This is a genomic window from Blochmannia endosymbiont of Camponotus sp. (genome assembly GCF_023586365.1).
Taxonomy (GTDB): Bacteria; Pseudomonadota; Gammaproteobacteria; order Enterobacterales; family Enterobacteriaceae; genus Blochmanniella.
Map to the genome: position 1 here is coordinate 247810 of NZ_CP097759.1, position 22176 is coordinate 269985.

At 30.0% G+C, this 22176-nt stretch carries 17 protein-coding genes and 3 tRNA genes; 17 read left to right on the forward strand and 3 right to left on the reverse strand.

The features are described from left to right. Window positions 1-174 precede the first annotated feature (174 nt). Both M9407_RS01025 and fldA read left to right on the forward strand, forming a co-directional pair. Window positions 175-939, forward strand: coding sequence for an alpha/beta fold hydrolase (locus tag M9407_RS01025; protein WP_250237312.1), 765 nt, complete (start codon window positions 175-177; stop codon window positions 937-939). A gap of 214 nt (window positions 940-1153) precedes the next feature. Further along, a complete protein-coding gene (fldA, locus tag M9407_RS01030; RefSeq protein WP_250237313.1) occupies window positions 1154-1681 on the forward strand; it encodes a flavodoxin FldA in 528 nt (175 codons plus the stop codon). Window positions 1682-1864: 183 nt separating this feature from the next. On the opposite strand, the gene glnS is transcribed toward fldA, so the two are convergent. Continuing rightward, on the reverse strand, window positions 1865-3526 hold the full coding sequence (glnS, locus tag M9407_RS01035; protein ID WP_250237314.1) for a glutamine--tRNA ligase: 1662 nt from the start codon (window positions 3524-3526) through the stop codon (window positions 1865-1867). 922 nt (window positions 3527-4448) lie between these two features. Between glnS and nagB the strand changes: the two genes are divergently transcribed. The 5 genes from nagB to M9407_RS01060 all read left to right on the forward strand — a co-directional run bounded on the left by nagB (window position 4449) and on the right by M9407_RS01060 (window position 7203). Continuing rightward, on the forward strand, window positions 4449-5252 hold the full coding sequence (gene nagB, locus M9407_RS01040) for a glucosamine-6-phosphate deaminase (RefSeq protein WP_250237315.1): 804 nt from the start codon (window positions 4449-4451) through the stop codon (window positions 5250-5252). Between the two features lie 10 nt (window positions 5253-5262). After that, complete coding sequence (gene nagA / locus M9407_RS01045) at window positions 5263-6423, forward strand: N-acetylglucosamine-6-phosphate deacetylase (RefSeq protein ID WP_250237316.1); 1161 nt, start codon at window positions 5263-5265, stop codon at window positions 6421-6423. A gap of 447 nt (window positions 6424-6870) precedes the next feature. Next, window positions 6871-6944, forward strand: a tRNA-Met gene (locus tag M9407_RS01050). 24 nt (window positions 6945-6968) lie between these two features. Continuing rightward, window positions 6969-7050, forward strand: a tRNA-Leu gene (locus tag M9407_RS01055). An 81-nt stretch (window positions 7051-7131) separates the two neighbouring features. After that, a tRNA-Gln gene (locus M9407_RS01060) sits at window positions 7132-7203 on the forward strand. A 241-nt stretch (window positions 7204-7444) separates the two neighbouring features. Here M9407_RS01060 and M9407_RS01065 read toward each other — a convergent pair. Next, window positions 7445-8434 (reverse strand): FAD-dependent monooxygenase, encoded by a 990-nt coding sequence (locus M9407_RS01065; protein ID WP_250237317.1) that lies wholly within the window; start codon window positions 8432-8434, stop codon window positions 7445-7447. Window positions 8435-8453: 19 nt separating this feature from the next. Next, entirely contained in the window at window positions 8454-8615 is a 162-nt protein-coding gene (locus M9407_RS01070; protein WP_250231107.1) for an FAD-dependent oxidoreductase, read from the reverse strand. 466 nt (window positions 8616-9081) lie between these two features. Between M9407_RS01070 and M9407_RS01075 the strand changes: the two genes are divergently transcribed. The 10 genes from M9407_RS01075 to rodA all read left to right on the forward strand — a co-directional run bounded on the left by M9407_RS01075 (window position 9082) and on the right by rodA (window position 21732). After that, entirely contained in the window at window positions 9082-10071 is a 990-nt protein-coding gene (locus M9407_RS01075) for a PhoH family protein (RefSeq protein WP_250237318.1), read from the forward strand. A 103-nt stretch (window positions 10072-10174) separates the two neighbouring features. Continuing rightward, complete coding sequence (gene ybeY, locus M9407_RS01080) at window positions 10175-10648, forward strand: rRNA maturation RNase YbeY (protein WP_250237319.1); 474 nt, start codon at window positions 10175-10177, stop codon at window positions 10646-10648. A 32-nt stretch (window positions 10649-10680) separates the two neighbouring features. After that, entirely contained in the window at window positions 10681-11565 is an 885-nt protein-coding gene (gene corC / locus M9407_RS01085) for a CNNM family magnesium/cobalt transport protein CorC (protein ID WP_250237320.1), read from the forward strand. 2 nt (window positions 11566-11567) lie between these two features. Beyond that, window positions 11568-13100 carry an apolipoprotein N-acyltransferase gene (gene lnt / locus M9407_RS01090; RefSeq protein WP_250237321.1) on the forward strand — a complete coding sequence of 511 codons (1533 nt, stop codon included), beginning with the start codon at window positions 11568-11570 and terminating at the stop codon, window positions 13098-13100. 272 nt (window positions 13101-13372) lie between these two features. After that, window positions 13373-15988, forward strand: a complete 2616-nt coding sequence (leuS, locus tag M9407_RS01095; protein WP_250237322.1) for a leucine--tRNA ligase — start codon at window positions 13373-13375, stop codon at window positions 15986-15988. Window positions 15989-15992: 4 nt separating this feature from the next. Further along, window positions 15993-16553: an LPS assembly lipoprotein LptE gene (gene lptE, locus M9407_RS01100; protein ID WP_250237323.1), complete on the forward strand. Its 561-nt coding sequence runs from the start codon at window positions 15993-15995 to the stop codon at window positions 16551-16553. Window positions 16554-16623: 70 nt separating this feature from the next. Further along, the gene (gene holA, locus M9407_RS01105; protein ID WP_250237324.1) at window positions 16624-17643 is read left to right on the forward strand and encodes a DNA polymerase III subunit delta; all 1020 of its coding nucleotides are present in this window, start codon (window positions 16624-16626) and stop codon (window positions 17641-17643) included. Between the two features lie 625 nt (window positions 17644-18268). Next, window positions 18269-18586 (forward strand): ribosome silencing factor, encoded by a 318-nt coding sequence (gene rsfS, locus M9407_RS01110; protein WP_250237325.1) that lies wholly within the window; start codon window positions 18269-18271, stop codon window positions 18584-18586. 117 nt (window positions 18587-18703) lie between these two features. Continuing rightward, the gene (gene mrdA, locus M9407_RS01115; protein ID WP_250237326.1) at window positions 18704-20554 is read left to right on the forward strand and encodes a peptidoglycan DD-transpeptidase MrdA; all 1851 of its coding nucleotides are present in this window, start codon (window positions 18704-18706) and stop codon (window positions 20552-20554) included. A gap of 65 nt (window positions 20555-20619) precedes the next feature. Further along, window positions 20620-21732, forward strand: coding sequence for a rod shape-determining protein RodA (gene rodA, locus M9407_RS01120; RefSeq protein WP_250237327.1), 1113 nt, complete (start codon window positions 20620-20622; stop codon window positions 21730-21732). Window positions 21733-22176 lie beyond the last annotated feature (444 nt).

The window sequence follows — 22176 nt, forward strand, 5'->3', positions numbered from 1 at the left end:
TTTAAGCGCTGCTGATTTCATGGATACGGATCAGCAGCGCTTAAAGGTTATTCAGAAATAACAGGCTATGTTGATTAAGTAAGCATTCTTATGTATAACTACTAAATATTTAAACATTATTTAGATCGTGATAAACAATATCTCAATATTATTATTGATAAATAATTATACCATATGCAACTTAATTATCGATTACGAATACTTAAAACCGTATGCCAAAGAACGCCAGTCATAATACTCCATGGACTTTTCGGTGATCTTAGTAATCTTGGTATTATTGTAAAAAGCATAGCTCAATATTGCTGTGTCGTGCAAGTTGATTTACGTAATCATGGTCGTTCCCCTCATGAACGATCTATGAATTATTCAGTAATGGCACAAGATATCTTAGATTTGCTAGATCGTTTGTTAATAAACAAATGCATAATTATTGGTCACTCAATGGGTGGTAAAGTTGCTATGAAACTATGTATGCTGGCCCCTCAGCGTATAAGCAAAATCGTGGTTATTGATATAGCTCCAATAAAATACAATGCACATAATCACGATAATATTTTTCATGCAATTGAACGTGTTAATATATCTGGAGTGAAAAATAGAAACGAAGCTGCGCATATTATGCAGCAATGTTGTGTCGACCAAACATTAATATTGTTTTTATTAAAATCTTTCCGTCAAGGATCTTGGGTTTTTAATTTTTCGTCTATTAGAAATAATTATATTCATATTATTGATTGGAATACATACCAAACTTGGTGGGGTCCAGCATTGTTTATTAGGGGCGCATCATCTTCGTATATTGATGATCGTTACTTGCACGATATTTACCATCAATTTCCTCAGGCGCACATCTGCATGATACCTAATGCAGGGCATTGGGTTCATTGGGATAATTCTGAGCATGTATTAAGTAAAATTCATGAATTTATTATCTATTAATTTTTCAATATATATCTTATTTGGTATTTTTTCAAATTTATATAATTACGAACAAATAATATTAATGATTAATTACAATTGATTAGCCATAATAATACAGGTACTATGAACATTGTAATTACGTTGATACTTTGGATGTGATATTGCGAAATTAGATGCGTTTTTATTGATAATAAAAATACAATTTATATTATAAATATAGGGTTAGAATACTATGAAATCAGCGTTAGTAGGTATTTTTTTTAGTAGTGATACAGGTAATACTGAAAAACTTGCTAAAATGATTCAAGCACAGTTAGGCAGGGATATCGCAGATATTTTTGATATAGCTATGAGCTCTAAAGAAGATATAGAAAGTTATGATAATTTATTATTTGGAATTCCTACTTGGTATTATGGAGAACCTCAATGTGATTGGGATACTTTTTTACCTGTGCTAAGAAATATTGATTTTTCTGGAAAAAAAGTAGCAATTTTTGGATGTGGAGATCAAGAAGATTATTCAGAATATTTTTGTGATGCAATGAGCATTTTGTACGATATTATTTTGAAAAACGGGGCTGTTGTTACAGGATCATGGCCCGCGTCTGGTTATCATTTCGACGCCTCAAAAAGTTTAATTAATGCAGATAAGTTTGTGGGATTAGCTATCGATGAAGATCGCCAACCTGAAATGACCGAGATTCGTGTACAACATTGGGTGAATCAAATTCGGAATGAAATGAATATTAACAACAAATAAAAATAATTATATTAATATTGTGCATAATACGATTAGGATTATTATAAATTACCTCTGAATATCATAATATAAGGGGTGTGATTGGTTTTATAGGCGCGCTATTATTATGGTTGTGGTCTAAGTTTATTGTTAATCAATAGAAAGATCTCCAGGTATAATTATAAACAATTTGAGTGTATTTATTCAGTAATTTTTAGATTCTTTTAAGGTTACAGTTCTATTAAATACTAGATAAGATTTTTTAGAATAATGGCGATCTAGAATGAAATATCCTGATCGTTCAATTTGATAAGGACCAGAACTATAGGAGTGAATTATGTTTTCTTCGACAACTCCTTGAGAAATTATTAAAGAATTAGGATTGATATTGGCAAGCAAGTTTCTTGTAACAGCAGGATTGGGGTGAGTAAATAATTTATCATATAGACGAAACTCAGCTGATATATTTCTTGTTGCCGATACCCAATGGATTACTCCAGTAATTTTTCTGCCATCCATTGGGTTTTTATGTAAAGTACATGGATCGTAACTGCAGTAAATACAAATGATATTCCCATTTTTGTCTTTTTTGATACCCTCTGCTTTTATAACATAAGCGTATCTTAATCGTATCTCCTGCCCCAATGTTAATTTATAACATTTATTATTATTTAATATTTCGCAAAAATCAAAACGATCGATAAAAATTTCTTGACTAAAAATGACATGACGAACCCCCATATCAGCGTTATTAGGATGATTTGGCATTTCTATTCTTTCTTCATATCCTACAGGTAAATTATTAATAACAATTTTCATTGGATTGATTACCGCCATAAGTCGTGGAGCATGTTTGTTTAAATCTGAACGAATACATGATTCTAACAGTGATAATTCTATTTGACTTTCTTGTTTACTGATGCCGATACGATGACAAAATTCACGAATTGATCTGGCTGTATATCCTCTGCGTCGTAATCCAGAAATAGTAGGCATTCGAGGATCATCCCATCCATCAACTATGTTTTTTGTAACTAATATGCTGAGTTTACGTTTAGATGTGATTATATATTTTAAGTTAAGTCGAGAAAATTCATATTGAGTAGGATGTGTATTTATATCAATATTATTTAATATCCAATTATATAAAATACGGTTCTCTTGGAATTCTAAAGTACACAAAGAATGAGTAATACCTTCTATTGCATCTGAAATACAATGACTAAAGTCGTATGTTGGGTAAATACACCAATTTTTTCCAATGCGATGATGCGGAGTGTATTTAATACGATATAATACCGGATCTCGCATCACCATAGAAGAGGAGGCCATATTAATTTTAGCGCGTAAACAAGCCTCACCTTCTATAAAACCCCCATTTCGCATTTTAGAAAAATAAATCAAATTTTCTTTAATACTACGAGATCGGTATGGGCTATTTTTACCAGAACGTGTCAATGTTCCCCGGTATTTTTTAATTTCATCTATGGATAATTCATCTACATATGCTAATCCTTTTTTAATTAATTTAATAGCATAGTCATACAATTCTTCGCTATAATCCGATGAATAATGTACATCTCCATGCCACATAAATCCAAGCCATTGAATGTCATGTTTTATACCTTCAACATATTCTTTGTGTTCTTTTTCTGGATTGGTATCATCAATTCGTAAATTGCACTGACCATGATAATATTGAGCAACACCAAAATTGAGGCAAATAGCTTTAGCATGTCCGATATGTAAATATCCATTAGGTTCCGGAGGAAATCGTGTGCGCACATCAGTATATTTTTTTGATTTCAAATCTTTATCAATAATATGGTTAATAAAATTAGGTCGATGATTCATAATAATTTTCATTTTTTATCCTTCTTTAATATACATCATCGTGACTAATCCGTAGATAATATATTTTTGTTATTTAGATGATAATATTGAATTAAGATTCTTACATAAAAATATAAAAAATTTTTAATGAATATCATTCATATAACAATTATAACATGCGCTTACATAATGTGTTGATAAGTGCATTAATTAAAATTTGAAAATATTTAACAGTGTTGTAATTGTCATTTAAAATGTGGATATATTCCTCAGAATCACTGCAATACAAATCAAGTAATAATAAATTTTATTTTTATAATTAAGATGTCATATTTTACATATGAAAACCAATATAGATTGTATCTATGTATTTTTATATAAACATTATAGTCTTTGCAATTATTTTATTTTAGATTAACAATCAGGTGATTCAGTAGATGTTCATTATCTACTCAGATTGAGAATAATATAAATGTTACTGCTTTGTTGTTAATTTTACTATTTCTATATAAAATATACTCGTGTTAGTTTTATTGCGAGCAAAATAACGTTTTATGAAATAAATTAATCATAGATCTTTATTTGAAGACGGTTGTAATAATCAGGAATATGTAATTTTTAAATAAATATAAGGATGTTTGCATAATGGAGATAAATGCATATACTTAAGCATTAAAATAATTGTGAAAATAATCATACGTTAATTTACATGATTATTCGATGACTGATGGTACATGCAAGGAATTAATTACTTAATGCAGTAATATCTATTCTATATTCCTATGATTTGTTATCATTACAGTATAGGGCTAATAAAATTATTATCTTTAATTTTAAAAAAGAGATCGTGTCACGCCCACAATTAACCGCATATATATGTATGCGTAAGCATTTTATTTAGTTTTGAATAATATAGGATGATTTATTATCAACTCAATTAAACAAGGATCTTTATATGAGAGTTATATTTTTGGATACCTCTGATCACGTTGCTCAATGGGTTGCTCATTATGTTGTTTGCCGTATTAATTCTTTTCATCCTACCATCGACAATCCGTTTGTATTAGGTTTGCCTGCAGGTAGAACTCCAATAAAGACTTATAAAAATATAATAGCACTGCATCGGTCTAATCAAGTAAGTTTTAAATACGTAGTAATATTTACTCTGGACGAATATCTTGGTTTATCTTGTACAGATTCAAAAAGTTATTATACTTTCATACATACAAATTTTATTGATCATGTTGATATTCCTAAAGAAAATGTTTACGTTTTAAATGGAAATACCAACAATATCAAAGATGAATGTAAACGATATGAAGAAAAAATAAGATTATATGGGGGTATTCATTTGTTGATAGGAGGGGTTGGTAGTGATGGACATCTTGCTTTCAATGAACCTGGTTCTTCCTTAACGTCCCGCACCAGACTTAAAAACTTAAGTAAAGAAACTCGCGTATCAAATGCTAAGTTTTTTAATAATAATATTGATTCTGTCCCTAAATTTGCGTTAACTATTGGAATTGCTACATTAATGGAGTCACGAGAAATAATAATAATAGCAACTGGAGTAGATAAAGCAGTAGCAGTACAAGCAGCAATTGAAGGCAATGTTAATCATATGTGGACTATTAGTTGTTTACAATTACATCCTAAATCAGTATTAGTATGCGATGAATTATCAACTATGGAATTAAAAATAAAAACGGTCAAGTATTTTCAAGAATTAGAAATAAATAACCGGACAATCATAATGTAGTATCTAAAATATGTATGCTTTAATTAATAGCACAATATATACCGGTAAGGAAATTCTTGAGAATCATGCGCTTATCGTTTCTAAGAATATGATTAAAGCTATTTGCTTGAATAGCGAGTTACCTAAAAACATAGATGTACATGATTTATCAGGATTTTTATTGACACCTGGATTTATAGATTTACAAATTAATGGGTGCGGCGGTGTACAATTTAACGATCATATGAATGCAATATCAATATGTACACTGCAGAAAATGCAGATAACTAACCAATTTTCAGGGTGTACTAGTTTTCTTCCAACATTGATTACTAGCAATAATGTTTTGATGCAACGAGCTATTGATGTCATGCGTGTTTTTTTATCTAAAAATAAAAATCAAGCCTTAGGATTACACTTGGAAGGGCCATTCTTAAATTCTATAAAAAGAGGTATACATAACCCGATATTGATTCGTTTGCCGACAAAAGAGATGATAAGTTATCTGTGTGAGAATAGTGATGTTATCAGAAAGATAACTCTTGCCCCTGAACAATTGGATATGACATTTATTCAAAAATTAAAAAAATCAGGTATTTGTGTTGCAATTGGGCATTCTAACGCTACTTATGAACAAACACGATTGAGTTTTTCATATGGTGTTAGTTTTGGAACCCATTTATTTAATGCGATGCCTCCGTTAATTGCTCGTGAACCTGGTGTTATAGGAGCTATTTTCGATGTACCAGAAATATATTGCAGTGTTATAGCAGACGGGTTGCATGTTCATTGGGCTAATATTAGATATGCTAAAAAAATTAAAGGAGATCGTTTAATTTTAGTGACTGATGCCACTAGTCCTGCGGGATCTAATAAGATTAGATCCCGTTTTCTTTTTTCTAACAAAACTATATATCATCATAATAACATATGTGTGGATGATAAAGGTATACTTAGTGGATCGACTTTAACGATGATTCAAGCAATAAAAAACAGTGTTAGATATGCTGGAATACCATTAGATGAAGCTGTGCGTATGGCTACTTTATATCCAGCCAAAGCTATCGGGATGGACCATTGTTTAGGTAGCTTAGAAACAAATAAGATTGCTAATTTAACCGTTTTTAATACAGACTATCAAATAAAAAAAACCATAGTTAATGGAAAAATAGTGAATACATCATTGTCATAAATTCGACTACATATAGACGTTATGCTTAAATCAATGTTCATTCATGACAGAATATTTTATTTCATTAATGATTTTTTATATTAAACTGATAATTTAAAATTTTTATTACCTATAAATCATGCGTTACTTTACTCATATGTGAATAACACTGAACTATTATGTGAAATAGCTTTCATAATAAATCTGTCTATGCAGACGCATTCTATTTTTTTCTTCAATCAATCAAATTATAGTTATTTTTATATGAGTGTGCTCATAAAGTAAAGCATATAATTTTATAATTTTTTTTGAAATAAGATTATGAGTTTATATAAAAATTAAAAAATATACCCATTTTATATACATAAAAGAAAGTTGACGGGTATTTTATAATTGTTGCATAATATAACATGAATTTATGTGTTTTGGTTAGTAATTGGATCATGATATAAGACAACGAAAAATATTGGCTACGTAGCTCAGTGGGTTAGAGCGCAGCACTCATAATGCTGAGGTCACAGGTTCAAGTCCCGTCGTAGCTATTTATGCAATCGGATAGGCACAAAGCGGGAGTGGCGAAATAGGTAGACGCGTCAGAATTAGGATCTGATACTGAGAAGTATGCGAGTTCAAGTCTCGCCTCCCGTATGTTGTTTATTTAAATGGGTATAAAAAAGAAATATATAAATAAATATAGAAATATACATGAGTAAGTATATTAACTATGAATGGGGCATAGCCAAACGGTAAGGCAGCGGGTTTTGATCCCGCCATTCCCAGGTTCGAATCCTGGTGCCCCAGTGGTTTTTCACGTCATTATATTTAAACAACGAATATAAAATGTTGCGAGTTTAGAGTCTAAATCATTTTCATTAATGATTATTAAAGGATGAATAATCAAAATATATTTAAGTAGGAAGCATTTTTTTTGCGTATCTAATGCATATAGAAATATAGGTGTAGGCGTTTATTTTGTAGTTAAATTTAAGATGAATTAATATCTTACTATACTAGTACAATATCTCAATACTGTAATATATTCTTATATACCTAAAGCATATTTTAGTATTTGTTTTTTTAGATACAAGGAGCGTTCAACTGTCATAAATGCAATGTTCCTAGCTATTTTTAGTGGCAGGTAATTATTATGAAAAACAACGTATAACCAATCTATACATGATTGCATGAGGAACGAATCATATTTACGGCTTTTTTGATAGGATGTCAGCACTTCTAAAATACTCGAATACTCGTCAAAAACACGTGAATTAATTAATAATTGTGATAAACTGATGACATCACGAAGCCCTAAATTTATCCCTTGTCCTGATAAAGGATGTAAAGAGTGCGCAGCATCTCCAACTAATGCGCCTCCTGGAGTTGTGTAGTTGCGTGCACACTGACGAATCAGTGGCACTGCAGTCATATTGTGTAACTTAACGTTACCTAGTTGTTTTTGAAAATTATTCTCTATTTCTTTTTCCAACATTGCTACAGGTAATCGCTGTAACTCCTGAATACGATCGGGAGTGTTATACCACATTAAGGATCCCCAATGATTATATAGAGGTAAAAATCCTATAGGACCACAAGGAGTAAATATTTGCCAAATTGTTCCACTTTTGCATTTGTCTGTTTTAATGGTGAGTAGCATACAAAATTGATGATATTTCCAACCAATTACCCCGATTCCCAATATTTTTCGAATTTGAGAATAAGTTCCATCAGCTCCTATTAATAAACGACTAATAATTACTACACCATTATCAAGAATACATCGCCAACAAAAACCGTCATAATGTGTGGATAATAATATAGATGGGCAATATAATGTTATTGTTTTAAAGTTTAAGAAATCTTCCCAAAGCGCTGATTTTAAACGATCATTTTCAATAATGCACCCCATTGTGGATACCCCTGCAGAAATGGCATGAAAAATTACTTTTGATGATGGGCATTCCCATACTTCTAGGCGGTGATATGGTGTACAAAAATCGGAAGGAATTTTTTCCCATATATTAATTTGTTTCAAGAATTCTATTGAAGCATAATTAATAGCAGCAACTCGAATATGCGGTTTTTTTTTTCATTGGAACAGGAGGTGTATGATCTACTATGATTACTTTAATACCAGATTTAGCAAGACGTAATGCTAAAGATGCACCTATGATACCAGCACCAAATATTAATACATCACAGAATAATTTATTCATGATATTTTATGATCTATATAAAAGTTAATCTGTATATAAGTATATTTTTAATGATGTTAAGATTTTATGCAAGCAATATTAATTTATTTAAGTAATCGGCATATAACATATAGGAGTTGCAAATTAAACAAATATTTAAAAATTTAAAGATTTAATTGCAATCGTATGTCCTTGACATACGATTGCAATTGTTGTAATATTTAATACATTACTAATGTATTAATGTAAATTAATAATTAAGTTCATCGTTGTTTATATTTTTTAAAATATTAATATACTGATCATTATTTATTTTTAAAATTTAAAGCATGTATTTAAAAGCGTGAAATATGTTGAAATTTTTTCATCACTTATGATGATGAATTTGTTTGTTTTAAAATAATGTTACATTTTGTATGTAATATATTTGATTTAATGTAAGTGTTTTTATAAATTATTTTTATTCTGATTAATTTAGGAGTGATGTTTGAATTTAGAAACTAAAGAAATTAGATTACAACCAGCAAATAATAAACGATTGATCAGTTTATGCGGACCTTTTGATGATAATTTGAAGCAATTAGAATCTCAATTGAATATTACCATCAATAGGCGCGATAATTTTTTTAGATTAATAGGAACATCAGTATCAGTTAATGCTGCTACTAATGCTTTGGTATCTCTATATTCGGACACAGAGACCGAATGCGGTGTGATTCATGACATTGATCCAGAGCAAGTATATTTGACTATTAAACAAATCCAGATACTACAAACCCAATATAAATGTACAAAAGCAATTCGTAATACCCTGATACAAATTGAAACAAAACATGGGACAATAAAGCCTCGTACAAAAAACCAATCAAAATATATTTATAATATTTTTAATCATGATATCACTTTCGGAATAGGACCGGCTGGGACTGGGAAAACGTATCTAGCTATAGCTGCTGCGGTAGGTCTATTAGAGAGTAAAAAAAATCAGCATATTGTTTTAACTCGTCCTGCTATTGAAGCAGGAGAAAAATTAGGTTTTTTACCGGGTGATCTTAATCAGAAATCTGATCCTTATGTGCGTCCATTATATGATGCTTTATTTAATATACTTGGGCGCGAAAAAGTAGATCAATTGATACAAAAGAATATAATAGAAGTAGCTCCATTAGCTTATATGCGCGGACGTACATTAAACGATTCTGTCATTATTCTTGATGAAAGTCAAAATACGACTATTACTCAAATGAAGATGTTTTTAACCCGCATTGGATTTCGTTCTACAGTAATTATTACTGGAGATATCACTCAAATTGATTTACCATCTAATCAATCATCTGGTTTAACACATGCTATTGAAGTTTTACCCGTAATTCAAGATATTAGTTTTAATTTTTTTACTAAAGAAGATTCAGTACGTCATGCTATAGTAAGTCGCATAATAGATGCTTACGAAGCATGGGATAAGAAAAAGGATTAAATATACATCTCAAAATACACATGAGAATGATTGCAAATTAGATTGTAAATAAAATAAATAGTAGCGATTTGAATAATTATTAATCATAACCAAGGATTAATGGATGACAAATAATCAAGTGATTATCGATTTACAATTAGCATGTAAAAATTTACATGGATTACCTAATAGGAAAATGTTTCAGTCGTGGGCATCTGCTATATTTGCTGTATATAAAAAAAAAATAGAATTAACTGTACGTATAGTAGATATAAAAGAGATGCATTATTTAAATTGGTATTATTTAAAAAAAGATTGCCCCACTAATGTTTTATCATTTCCTTTTACACCGCCATTGGGAATGAAATCTCCATTACTTGGTGATGTAGTACTTTGTCGCCAGGTCATAGAATACGAATCTAAAAAAAAAAATGTACCCGATAGATCACATTGGGCGCATATGATAATTCATGGGTCACTACATTTATTAGGATATAATCATATTAAGGACGAAGAAGCTATGTTAATGCAACGAGTAGAAAGAAATATACTTCAGCAATGTGGATATCGAACGTGTTGTCATGTTACGCATAGATAATAAAATTTTTATAAGATATAGTAAAGAATATTATGAATAATAATAATTCAGAGGAGAACGTTAATTCTATTCGTAAAAAAAGTTTTTTCACTTTCATATTACATCACCTCTTTCATAGCAGTCCTAAAAATCGCGATGATTTATTAAATTTAATACGTGATTTTGAACAAAATTCTTTGATAAATTCAGATACTCGAGATATGCTAGAAGGGGTTATGGATATTGTTGAACAAAAAGTTAGAGACGTTATGGTGCCTAGGGCACAAATTATTTTTTTGAAAAATACCCAGTCTTGGGATGAACAACTTAACATTATTATAGAATCTGCTCATTCTAGATTCCCAGTATTATATGGCAATCAAGATAAAATTCAGGGTGTTTTGATTGCTAAAGATTTATTACCGTTCATATTAAAAAAATCACAACCATGTAGTATTGATAAAATTTTACGTCCAGCAATGGTAGTGCCAGAACATAAAGGCGTAGATAGAATGTTACAAGAATTTCGTATACAACGTTGTCATATGGCAATTGTAATAGATGAATTTGGAGGAATGTCTGGGCTAATTACTATCGAAGACATATTAGAATTAATTGTTGGTGAGATTGAAGATGAATACGATAATAAAGATAGTTTTAATATTTGCCAAATAAACCAACATACTTTTGTTATTAACGCATTAACCCCTGTTGCAGATTTTAATAAAATGTTTAACACCTGTTTTCATAATGAAGAAATAGATACTATTGGGGGTTTTATTATGCAATCTGTCGGGCATTTACCTACAAATGGAGAATCTATTGATATTTTAGGCTACAAATTTAAAGTTACACTTATAGACAGTCATCGTATTGTGCAATTACTTGTACAAATTCCTAAAAACTCATTATACACACCTCAAGAAAATAATTTGTAGACATGATTTTTGTTGTTACTACATATTATAAATATAAAAAATATTTTGGGTTTTTTACAGTGTTATTATTTGGGGCATTCGGTATTTTAGGGTTTTCTCCATATAATTTTTGGCCAGCTAGTATTATTTCCTTAACTGTTTTGTTAAAAATAATTTTAGATTCTACATGGAAAAAAGCCGCATGGCATACATTTTTTTGGGGTATTGGATTTTTTGGTAGTGGATTACAATGGATCTATATAAGTATAGACCAATTTAGTAATATGTGTGATTTTATCAATATTTCATTAATTATTCTTTTGGTGTTATATCTGATACTGTTTCCTATATTATTTTCTGTTTTATTGTCGCTGATGCAATCATATACAACTATATGGTGTGCAGTCAGCGCTGCTCCAGTGATATGGTCAATTGTTGAATATATCAGGGGGTATATGCTCACTGGATTTCCATGGCTACAATTTGGATATAGTCAAATTGATGGTCCCCTCAAAGGTATCGCCCCTATTTTTGGTGTAGAAGGCATTACATTTACTCTTATTTTAATCAGCGGATTATTAGCTGTTTCCATCAAAAGAGCGCAATTGTCGTCAATTGCCATATCTTTAGGAATATTATTATTGTTATCGCCCTTAACGCGAATACAATGGTATCATTTGCAGCCCCAACGCGCTATTCATGTTTCTTTGGTGCAAGGTAATATTGATCAACAGATAAAATGGAATTCTAATTATGTAGAAAAAATACTGCAGACATACATAAACCATACCTTACCTTTACTTGGAAAAACAAAAATAGTTATTTGGCCGGAATCAGCTATTCCAGGAAATGAAATTGAGCATAATACAATTTTAACATTATTAGATCATAAATGTAGACAATCTCAAACAAATTTAATTACAGGGATTATTGGGATACGTTATGCTAAAAACTTTCATCATTACTATAATAGTGTTATAGTGCTAGGAGAATCTGAATCTTATAAATATCCGAATCGTAATCGATATGATAAACATCATTTAGTGTTATGGTCTGAAAGGTTTCCATTTCAGAGATTTTTTAAACCACTATTGAATTTTTTTAATGTACCTGTACCTTTTATGCAGGAAGGTTGTTATTTTCAACCACAATTGAGTGTATCGTCCGTAAAAATGACTACTGCTATTTGTTATGAAATAATTCTTGGTAAACAAATACGCGATAATTTTAAATCTGATACTGATTTTTTATTAACTGTTGCAAATAATGCGTGGTTCGGTCACTCTATTGGACCATGGCAGTGTTTCCAAATGGCTCGTATGCGTGCTCTAGAATTAGGAAGGCCTTTATTATGTAGTACAAATAACGGAATTACTGCGATTGTTAATGCGGATGGTTCTCTGCAAGCACAACTGCCTCAGTTCATTTCTGCGGTGCTTAGTGATAAGGTTATTCCAACCACAGGTTTAACACCATATGCAAAATTTGGATCCTGGTTATTTTTAGGCATTATTGTATATATTTTTTTAATTTTTAAATTCAAAAATTGCGTATAATTTTAAAAAATTTTTATCAAATCTTCAAAATACTCAGTATATAATTACACAAAGATCTCAAAGAGAAATATGCAAACTTTTTATTAAATATTAAAATAAACGTTTCTTATGAAATATAACAAAATTGATTAAATATTTTTAATTATGTATGTATCGTTGTATGCTTGCTATTTTTATTCAATAAAAAAATATTTATTTAAAAAATATTAATACTTATAATTAGCTACAATTATTAATTAACTAACATTTTTTAATTTATTGTGATATTTATTATGCGTAAATCATATTCTCCAAGCGATATTGAAAGTACTGTTCAAAAACATTGGTATAAAAATAAGACTTTTTCAGTTATAGAAGACAGTAATAAAGAAAAATATTATTGTTTATCTATGATTCCCTATCCATCTGGAAATTTACATATGGGGCATGTACGCAATTACACAATTGGAGATGTAATCTCTCGATATCAACGCATGCTTGGAAAAAATGTATTACAACCCATAGGATGGGATGCTTTTGGACTACCTGCAGAGCATGCTGCAATTACAAATAACATAGACCCATCAACCTGGACGAACTCTAATATTAGTTATATGAAAAGTCAATTACAATCACTAGGTTTTGCCTATGATTGGGATAGGGAGCTTATAACTTGTCACCCAGAATATTATCGATGGGAACAGTGGTTTTTTACTGTATTATATAAAAAAGGTTTGGTATACAAAAAAATTGCATCAGTAAACTGGTGCCCATATCATAAAACGGTTTTAGCTAATGAGCAAGTTATTAATAATTCCTGCTGGCGTTGTCATACTCGTGTAAAATATAAAAGGATTCCGCAATGGTTTATAAGAATTACTAATTATGCGGATCAATTATTACATGGATTAGATCAATTAGCACATTGGCCTGAACAAGTAAAGGTTATGCAACGAAATTGGATTGGGCGTTCAGAAGGCGTAAATGTTACTTTTAAAATTGAAAATTCTAGTGATACGTTGACAATATATATGACTCGATTAGATATTTTCATGGGAATTACTTATTTAGTCATATCTATAGATCATCCAATAGCGTTGCAGATGGCAAAAATTGACTTAAATTTAGCTCATTTTATCCAAAAAAATGACGATGCTTATACTAAATTAAACAAAAAAAATATTTTTTATTTTGAAAAAAAAGGAATGCCTACTCATATCTATGCGATACATCCGATTACTAATAATAAATTACCAATTTGGGTCACCAATTTTGTAATACCTATGGAGCGTAATGGGATAGGAGCAGCTATATCGGTCCCAGCTCATAATCAACAAGATTGGGAATTTGCTCGTAAATATAATCTGCCAATAAAACCTGTTATCAAAAATATGGATGCAATTGAGCCAAGTATTGCGATGCAAGCAATAACTTGTGATGGGATATTATTTAATTCTGGTGAATTCGATGGATTAAGTTCTTGTACCGCGTCTAATACGATTATCAAATCGTTAATCGCGCGTGGTGTAGCCCAACATAAAGTGAATTATCGCCTAAAAGACTGGGGTATTTCTCGTCAACGTTATTGGGGGGTTCCTATCCCTATGGTAACATTACCCAATGGCGTTGTTAAGCCAGTACTGTTGGATCAATTGCCAGTAGTTCTTCCAAAAAGTAAATCAACTATACGAAGAAATAACGATGATGAATATGTCAATAATTCTTTAAAAATGTATTCTAACTGGATTCAAACTACTTATAAAGGACAAATAGCCATTCGGGATACTGATACTTTTGATACTTTTATGGAATCGTCTTGGTATTATGCTCGTTATACTTGTCCTCATTATAATGAAGCCATGTTAAATACGCATGCTGCTAATTATTGGTTGCCAATTGATCAATATATAGGTGGAGTCGAACATGCTATTATGCACTTATTATATTTTCGATTTTATCATAAATTAATGCGTGATGAAGGATTAGTGTATTCCGATGAACCTGCAATACGTTTATTATGTCAAGGCATGGTATTAGCAGACTCTTTTTATTATGCGTCTCCTAATGGCCAACATATATGGGTAGATCCAACTAATGTTGCAATAAAACGTGATAGAATAGGACGCATTATCAAAGCTATTGACAAAAACGGACGTGATTTAGTTTATGCTGGAATGTGTAAAATGTCAAAATCAAAAAATAATGGTATTGATCCAAATATAATTATTGAAAAATATGGCGCAGATGCAGTGCGGTTTTTTATAATGTTTGCTGCTCCAATTGAAGCAACATTGGAATGGAAAGAATCTGGCATAGAAGGTGCACAGCGTTTTCTTAAACGCGTTTGGAACTTAGTATATCGTCATATTCAAGATGGCCCTGTAGATGTATTGCGTGTTGTAATACTAAATCATGCGCAGAAATTTATTCGATACAATGTACATAAAACCATAGAAAAAGTTACGGACGATATTGATCGTAGGCAATCATTTAATACTGCTTTATCGGCTATTATGAAATTAGTAAACAAATTATACAATGCCTCTAAAACAAGCATGCAAGATAAAGCAGTATTACAAGAGGCGTTATTAGTAACAGTGAGGCTGCTATATCCATTTACTCCACATATTAGTTTTATTTTATGGAAGGCCTTAGGAGAATCTGAAGATATCGATCATGTAACATGGCCTATTGTAGATGCACAAGCGATACAAAATGAAAGAACGCTTGTTCTAGTGCAAATTAATGGAAAGATGCGACATAAAATTTTTGTGCCATTAAATAGTGATAAAAATGTAGTTTATAAATTGTTAGAAACGGAGGGAGTTGTAAATAAATATCTTATTGGAAAAAAAATAAATAATATAATTTATGTTCCAAATAGAGTGATCAATATCATTGTAAAGTAGTAATATGCTGGACATTGCTTATATAAAAAAAAATATTTGTTTAATGATTGTAAACATTTTGACTGTGATTATATTGACAAGTTGTGGTTATCGATTATATACAGATATAACCGTAAAAAAATTACGAACAAATAATATAAGATCTATAATATTATGCAGTTATGATCCATTTGGCCCAATAACTCGGGCTATAATTACTGAGTTGTACGCAAGTCGTATTGATATTTTTGATGATTTAAATGATTTACATGATAGTATGTGTACACGAGAGGTACAGATTCCTCGTTTAAATATCATCAATGCTTCGGAAAAACATATAACCACTTCTGTATTTCAGAACGGAAAAGAAGCTGGATATCGATTGACATTGAGTATACAAACTAATTTATTCATTCCAAATAGAAATTATTATCCCATCAGTGTTTACGCGCACCGTTCACTTATAAGAAACCCTGAAAAAACTTTATTTAATGACACTCAAGAAAATGATATTCGTAAAGAAATATATCGAGATGCGGCTCAACAGCTAATATATCAATTATTTCTGCGATGCGAAGATTTTTAGTTAGGATATATTGTAAAATTATTTCTTTTATATTTAATATAGATTTTTTATTTCACCATTAAAATATATTATGATTTGGATATACCCAGAACAATTGTTTATAGAATTGAAAAAAGAGTTAAGATCTGTTTATGTGCTATTAGGGAATGATTCTTATTTTTTAGAAAATAGTTGTCTGAATATTGTTAATGCAGCTAGAATGCTAAATTTTAATGAATATGTCCAAATTTCATTAGATGTGCATTCTGATTGGGAGAATATATTTAATTTATTCAGAGTATCAAGTTTATTTGAAAAACGAAAAATATTATTACTGAAATTCCCTCAAGATTATTCTGTTGCTATTTTAAAAAAAAACGCGCCTTTATTATTCTCATTGCTTCATGATGATTTAGTATTAATTTTATATATTCATGAATCAAATCAAATTAATAAGAATAATATTTGGTTACAATGTTTTAAAACAGGTATGTTCGTTGATTGTAGCACTCCTACACACACACGCTTGATAATGTGGATAGAAAATCAAGCTAAAAATATGAAACTTGTTATAGAAAATTTAGCTTGTCAATTATTATGTTATTATTACGAAGGTAATTTAACATTATTAAATCAAACGTTGCAGAATCTGTCTTGCATCTATCCTGATGGAAATTTAAATTTTATTCGTGTAAAAAAAATAGTAACTGATTCAGCATATTTTAATATCTATCATTGGATAGAATCTATCTTAACAGGCAACAAACAACGTGCTGATCGTATTCTAAAAAAATTGGAATATATAGGTGTCGATTTAGAATTATTATTATGTAAAATTAGATCTGAAATGCTAATGATAACCAATATGAAATACAATATGGTACAAGGAGAATCATTATTTAATTTGTTAAAACAATATAAAATATATAGAAAGTATCATTGTATGTTGTTATCTAGAGCGGTTAATCGATTAAGTTTATACCAATTACATCAAGCAATAGAATTATTAGCGCAAATAGAATTAATATACAAAAAGGATTATATTGTTTTGTCACGATCAAGTTTTGAACTATTATCGCTCATATTATGTCACGATAAGAGGATTGTCTGAAATAGTGATTTTAATCCAAATACATTATCCATGTTCATAATAAAAAAATTTTTTCATAAACACATTTATTTAGATAATTTACGATTATTATTTATTTAAAAATAAATACTTATATGTGAATATATACATGTTCTTTTTGTTACCAAAATAATTCACAGTAAAGATATTAATGGATTTTGATTGGTTATATTGATGTGTTTAAAATAATTTTTCAATTTTTTTATTAAAAAATAGTTATATGTACGTGCATTATATACATTATTAGATAGTAGGCGCAAATTCTGAAGAACTTATAATTATTATGAATAGAATAATGATTTCGTATACATTTAGTGCGATGATACGTGTTGATAATTGAATATTTAATGAAAAAACATTATTATTTGGACTATATAAAAACAATAAAACACAATAATAATCAGCTATTTACTGTGTTTCTACAGTCAATATAGATTTATAATGTTGTTTTTTTGTTAGAGTTAACAATGGGTTATAATTCTTTCATTTATCTTAAAAATTAAAAATTGATAAGATAATTATTGTATTATTTAATCAAATGCCATACATTATCTGTATATTAAAACAGTAGAAAAATCATACACAATACATATTTAGGCATTACATTGTGCAATCTGATGTTCTGAAAGAATTTATAGTTAATATTATATGTAATATACAGGGACAAGATATCGCGTGTTTTGATGTATCTGATAAAATTAATATTACAGATATGATGATTATTTGTACTGGTATGTCTCGCCGTCATGTAATTTCTATATCTCAAGATATATTGCGTAAATCCCGTAGTTTAGGATTACAGCCTTATGGCGCAGAAGGTATGAGCATTGGTGAATGGGTTTTAGTAGACTTAGGCGATGTAGTTATACATGTAATGCAAAAAGAAATTCGTAAATTATATGAATTAGAGAAGCTTTGGAACTGACATAAATTATAAATATCCATTTAGTATATTATGTATTACATAGCGATGCATTTATTAAATAAGTGTATAATTATTTATATCGATAATTAACATTAGATATAAGTAAATTTTGATTAAATGAAGTCCAATGGTCATCAAATCTTTCATAATTATTCAGCTGAGTCGTTGTTGTTTGCGCGTCGTATAACAATTGCATCTGTTTTTGTGTTATTGGTCATTGGCATTTTATTTATTCATCTATATCAGATACAAATAGTTCATTTTGATATGTATACTACTCGTTCTAACGAAAATCGTATTAAGATTATTCCTATTCCACCTAAAAGAGGAATTATTTATGATCGCAATGGAATAGCTTTAGCATTAAATCGCACGATTTACCAATTAGAAGTAATTCCAGAACATGCAACTAATTTAAACCATACGATTAACGAGTTGAAATTATTACTAAATTTAAGTGATCATGATATAGAACGTTTTGAAAAAACTCGGAAACGTTCTGCTCAATTTGTTTCGTTGCCTATTAAAATTGATTTAACGGAAGAACAACAAGCTCGATTTGCTGTTAATAGGTTTAGATTTTCCGGGGTAACAATCAAAAGTTATCAGCGTCGTTACTATCCTTATGGATCTGATGTAACTCATGTTATCGGATATGTTGCTAAAATTAATGGGGAAGATATAAAACGATTGAATAAGCAGGGTATTTTAGGTAAGTATGTTGCAGCGCCTAATATAGGAAAATTAGGTATTGAACGCTATTACGAAAATATTTTACATGGGACACCAGGATATGGGGCTGTAGAAATAAATAATCGTGGAAAAGTGATTAGAGAATTATATAAAAAATCTCCGATACCGGGAAAAAATATTGTTTTAACATTAGATTTGCATTTACAACAATACATTATAAAATTATTAATAGGAAATAGGTCTTCTGTAATAGTTGTTGACCCTCGCAACGGAGGAATTCAAGCTTTAATTTCACACCCTAGTTATAATCCAAATTTGTTTGTTAACGGTATCTCCAATACAGAATATAGCATTTTATTACAAGATAACAATTGTCCTTTGCTTAATCGCGCCACCCAAGGGATGTACCCTCCTGCATCTACAGTAAAACCTTATATTTCTGTATCTGCTTTAACATTGGGAGTGATTAATCAGAATTTTTTGTTTTCTGATCCCGGTTGGTGGCAATTACCTGGTTCGGAAAAACGTTTTCGTGATTGGAAACGTTGGGGGCATGGTGAACTGAATATTACGAAAGCTCTTGAAGAATCTTCTGATACTTTTTTTTATCAAATAGCCTACAAAATGGGAATAGATAATTTATCAGAATGGATGAATAAATTTGGGTATGGTAGATATACTGGTATCGATCTATTCGAAGAGTTAACTGGTGTGATGCCGACTAAAGCATGGAAAATACAACGTTTTAAGCAACCATGGTATCAAGGAGATACGATACCGGTAGGAATTGGACAAGGGTATTGGACCGCTACTCCTGTACAAATGTCTAAAGCATTAATTACTTTAATTAATGATGGTAACGTGCGCGTTCCGCATTTGCTTGATAGTGTTTTATTAGAAAAAAATTATGTTCCATACCATCAAACGGAATACGATCAGGTAGGTGACCCAAAATCAAATGTATGGAAAATCGCTAAAGATGGAATGTTCGGAGCAGCCAATCGTCCAAATGGCACGGTAAGTAGGAGTTTTTCTGGAGCTTCATATAAAGCAGCAGCGAAATCTGGTACAGCGCAATTATTTAATTTAAAAAGCAACCAAAATTATGATCCAAGTAAGATTTCTGAATCACTTAGAGATCATAAATTGATGACTGCTTTCGCTCCATACGAAAATCCCACGGTAGCTGTGGTAGTAATTTTAGAAAACGCTAGGATTGGAGTATCAATAGGATCAATTACAAGAAAAATATTTGATTATGTCTTATTGCAATAAATAAACATTTAATTAAGTTGTTTTTCATTTATTTTGTCAATCTAACTAGTTATCGTAATGCATGCATGAGTCAAATTATTCGAAAAAATTCATTATGGAATAAGTATCATATTGATTTAACATTATTTCTATTGATTATTTGTTTGTTATTATACGGAACCTTCATAATGTGGAGCGCGTGTGGTCAAAATTTTGAAATGATGCAACTAAAAGTGTTTCAAATTATAGGAGGGTTATTATTAATGTTTTTTTTAGCACAAGTTCCACCCAGAGTTTATGAATTTTGGACGCCGTACATATATTTTGTATGTCTTATATTATTAATATCAGTCAATATGATTGGTCAAATTAGTAAAGGAGCTCAACGTTGGTTAGATTTTGGTGTCATAAGATTTCAACCATCAGAGATAGTTAAGATTTCTGTTTTGCTCATGGTAGCGCGTTATATTGATAAGGAGCAGCATCCGCCATCCTTAAAAAATGTTGGTATTGTGCTATTGTTAATTATGATTCCTACCATATTTATGTTGTTACAACCAGATTTAGGTACAGCAATTTTAACAGTTAGTTCTGGATTTTTTGCACTATTTTTATCTGGAATTCGTTGGAAATTAATTGTATTTACATTATTACTTATGGTTTTATTCGCTCCTATATTTTGGTGTTTTTGTATGCACGATTACCAGCGCTCTAGAATAGAGATATTATTACATCCAGAAATCGATCCACAAGGCGCTGGGTATCATATTATTCAATCAAAAATTGCTATCGGTTCAGGTGGGTTCACTGGAAAAGGATGGCTACATGGGACACAATCACAGTTAGAATTTTTGCCAGAACGTCATACTGACTTTATTTTTTCAGTAATAGGAGAAGAACTAGGATTTTTTGGGGTATTAATATTATTGTTGTTATATTTAGGGATTATACTACGTGGACTTTTTATTGCTGTTAACACGCAGCATATGTTTGGGCGATTAATTATTGGCAGTTTTATGTTAGTGTTGTTTATGTATATTTTCGTAAATGTTGGTATGGTTAGCGGTCTACTACCAATAGTAGGTATTCCGTTGCCATTAATAAGTTATGGCGGTTCATCTCTACTAGTATTAATGGCAGGATTTGGTATGGTTATGTCAATAAACGGACACAGAAAAATGATTTCTAAAATTTTATGAATTAGAAAACGCTATATAGTACGTTATTAATTTTATTATTTATAATTATTAATTTTGAGAAAAATTTTAAAAATCTAAAAAATGATACAAATATGTATATGGTTATTTTTTAATATAAAAATAGCAATTAATATAGATGTGATAATTTAATCTTGATAATATTAAGAAATAATATGATACGATAAATTTATTTGCACATAAACTAATTAATACGTAATCATATTAATGGGTAAATAAAAATCTGTTATCAACAGATCAACACATTTAAACTTATATAAATAATAAAATGCATTAATGATTATATGCGTGAGGATTGTCATCATTTATTATTGATTATAGTTGATTTGGTTTATACATGAGTTTTATTTATTATAAAGTAATACGACACACGTTGTTTTAAGAAAAATTTTTCTAATTATTTACTTAAAGATCAATAATTTTTTT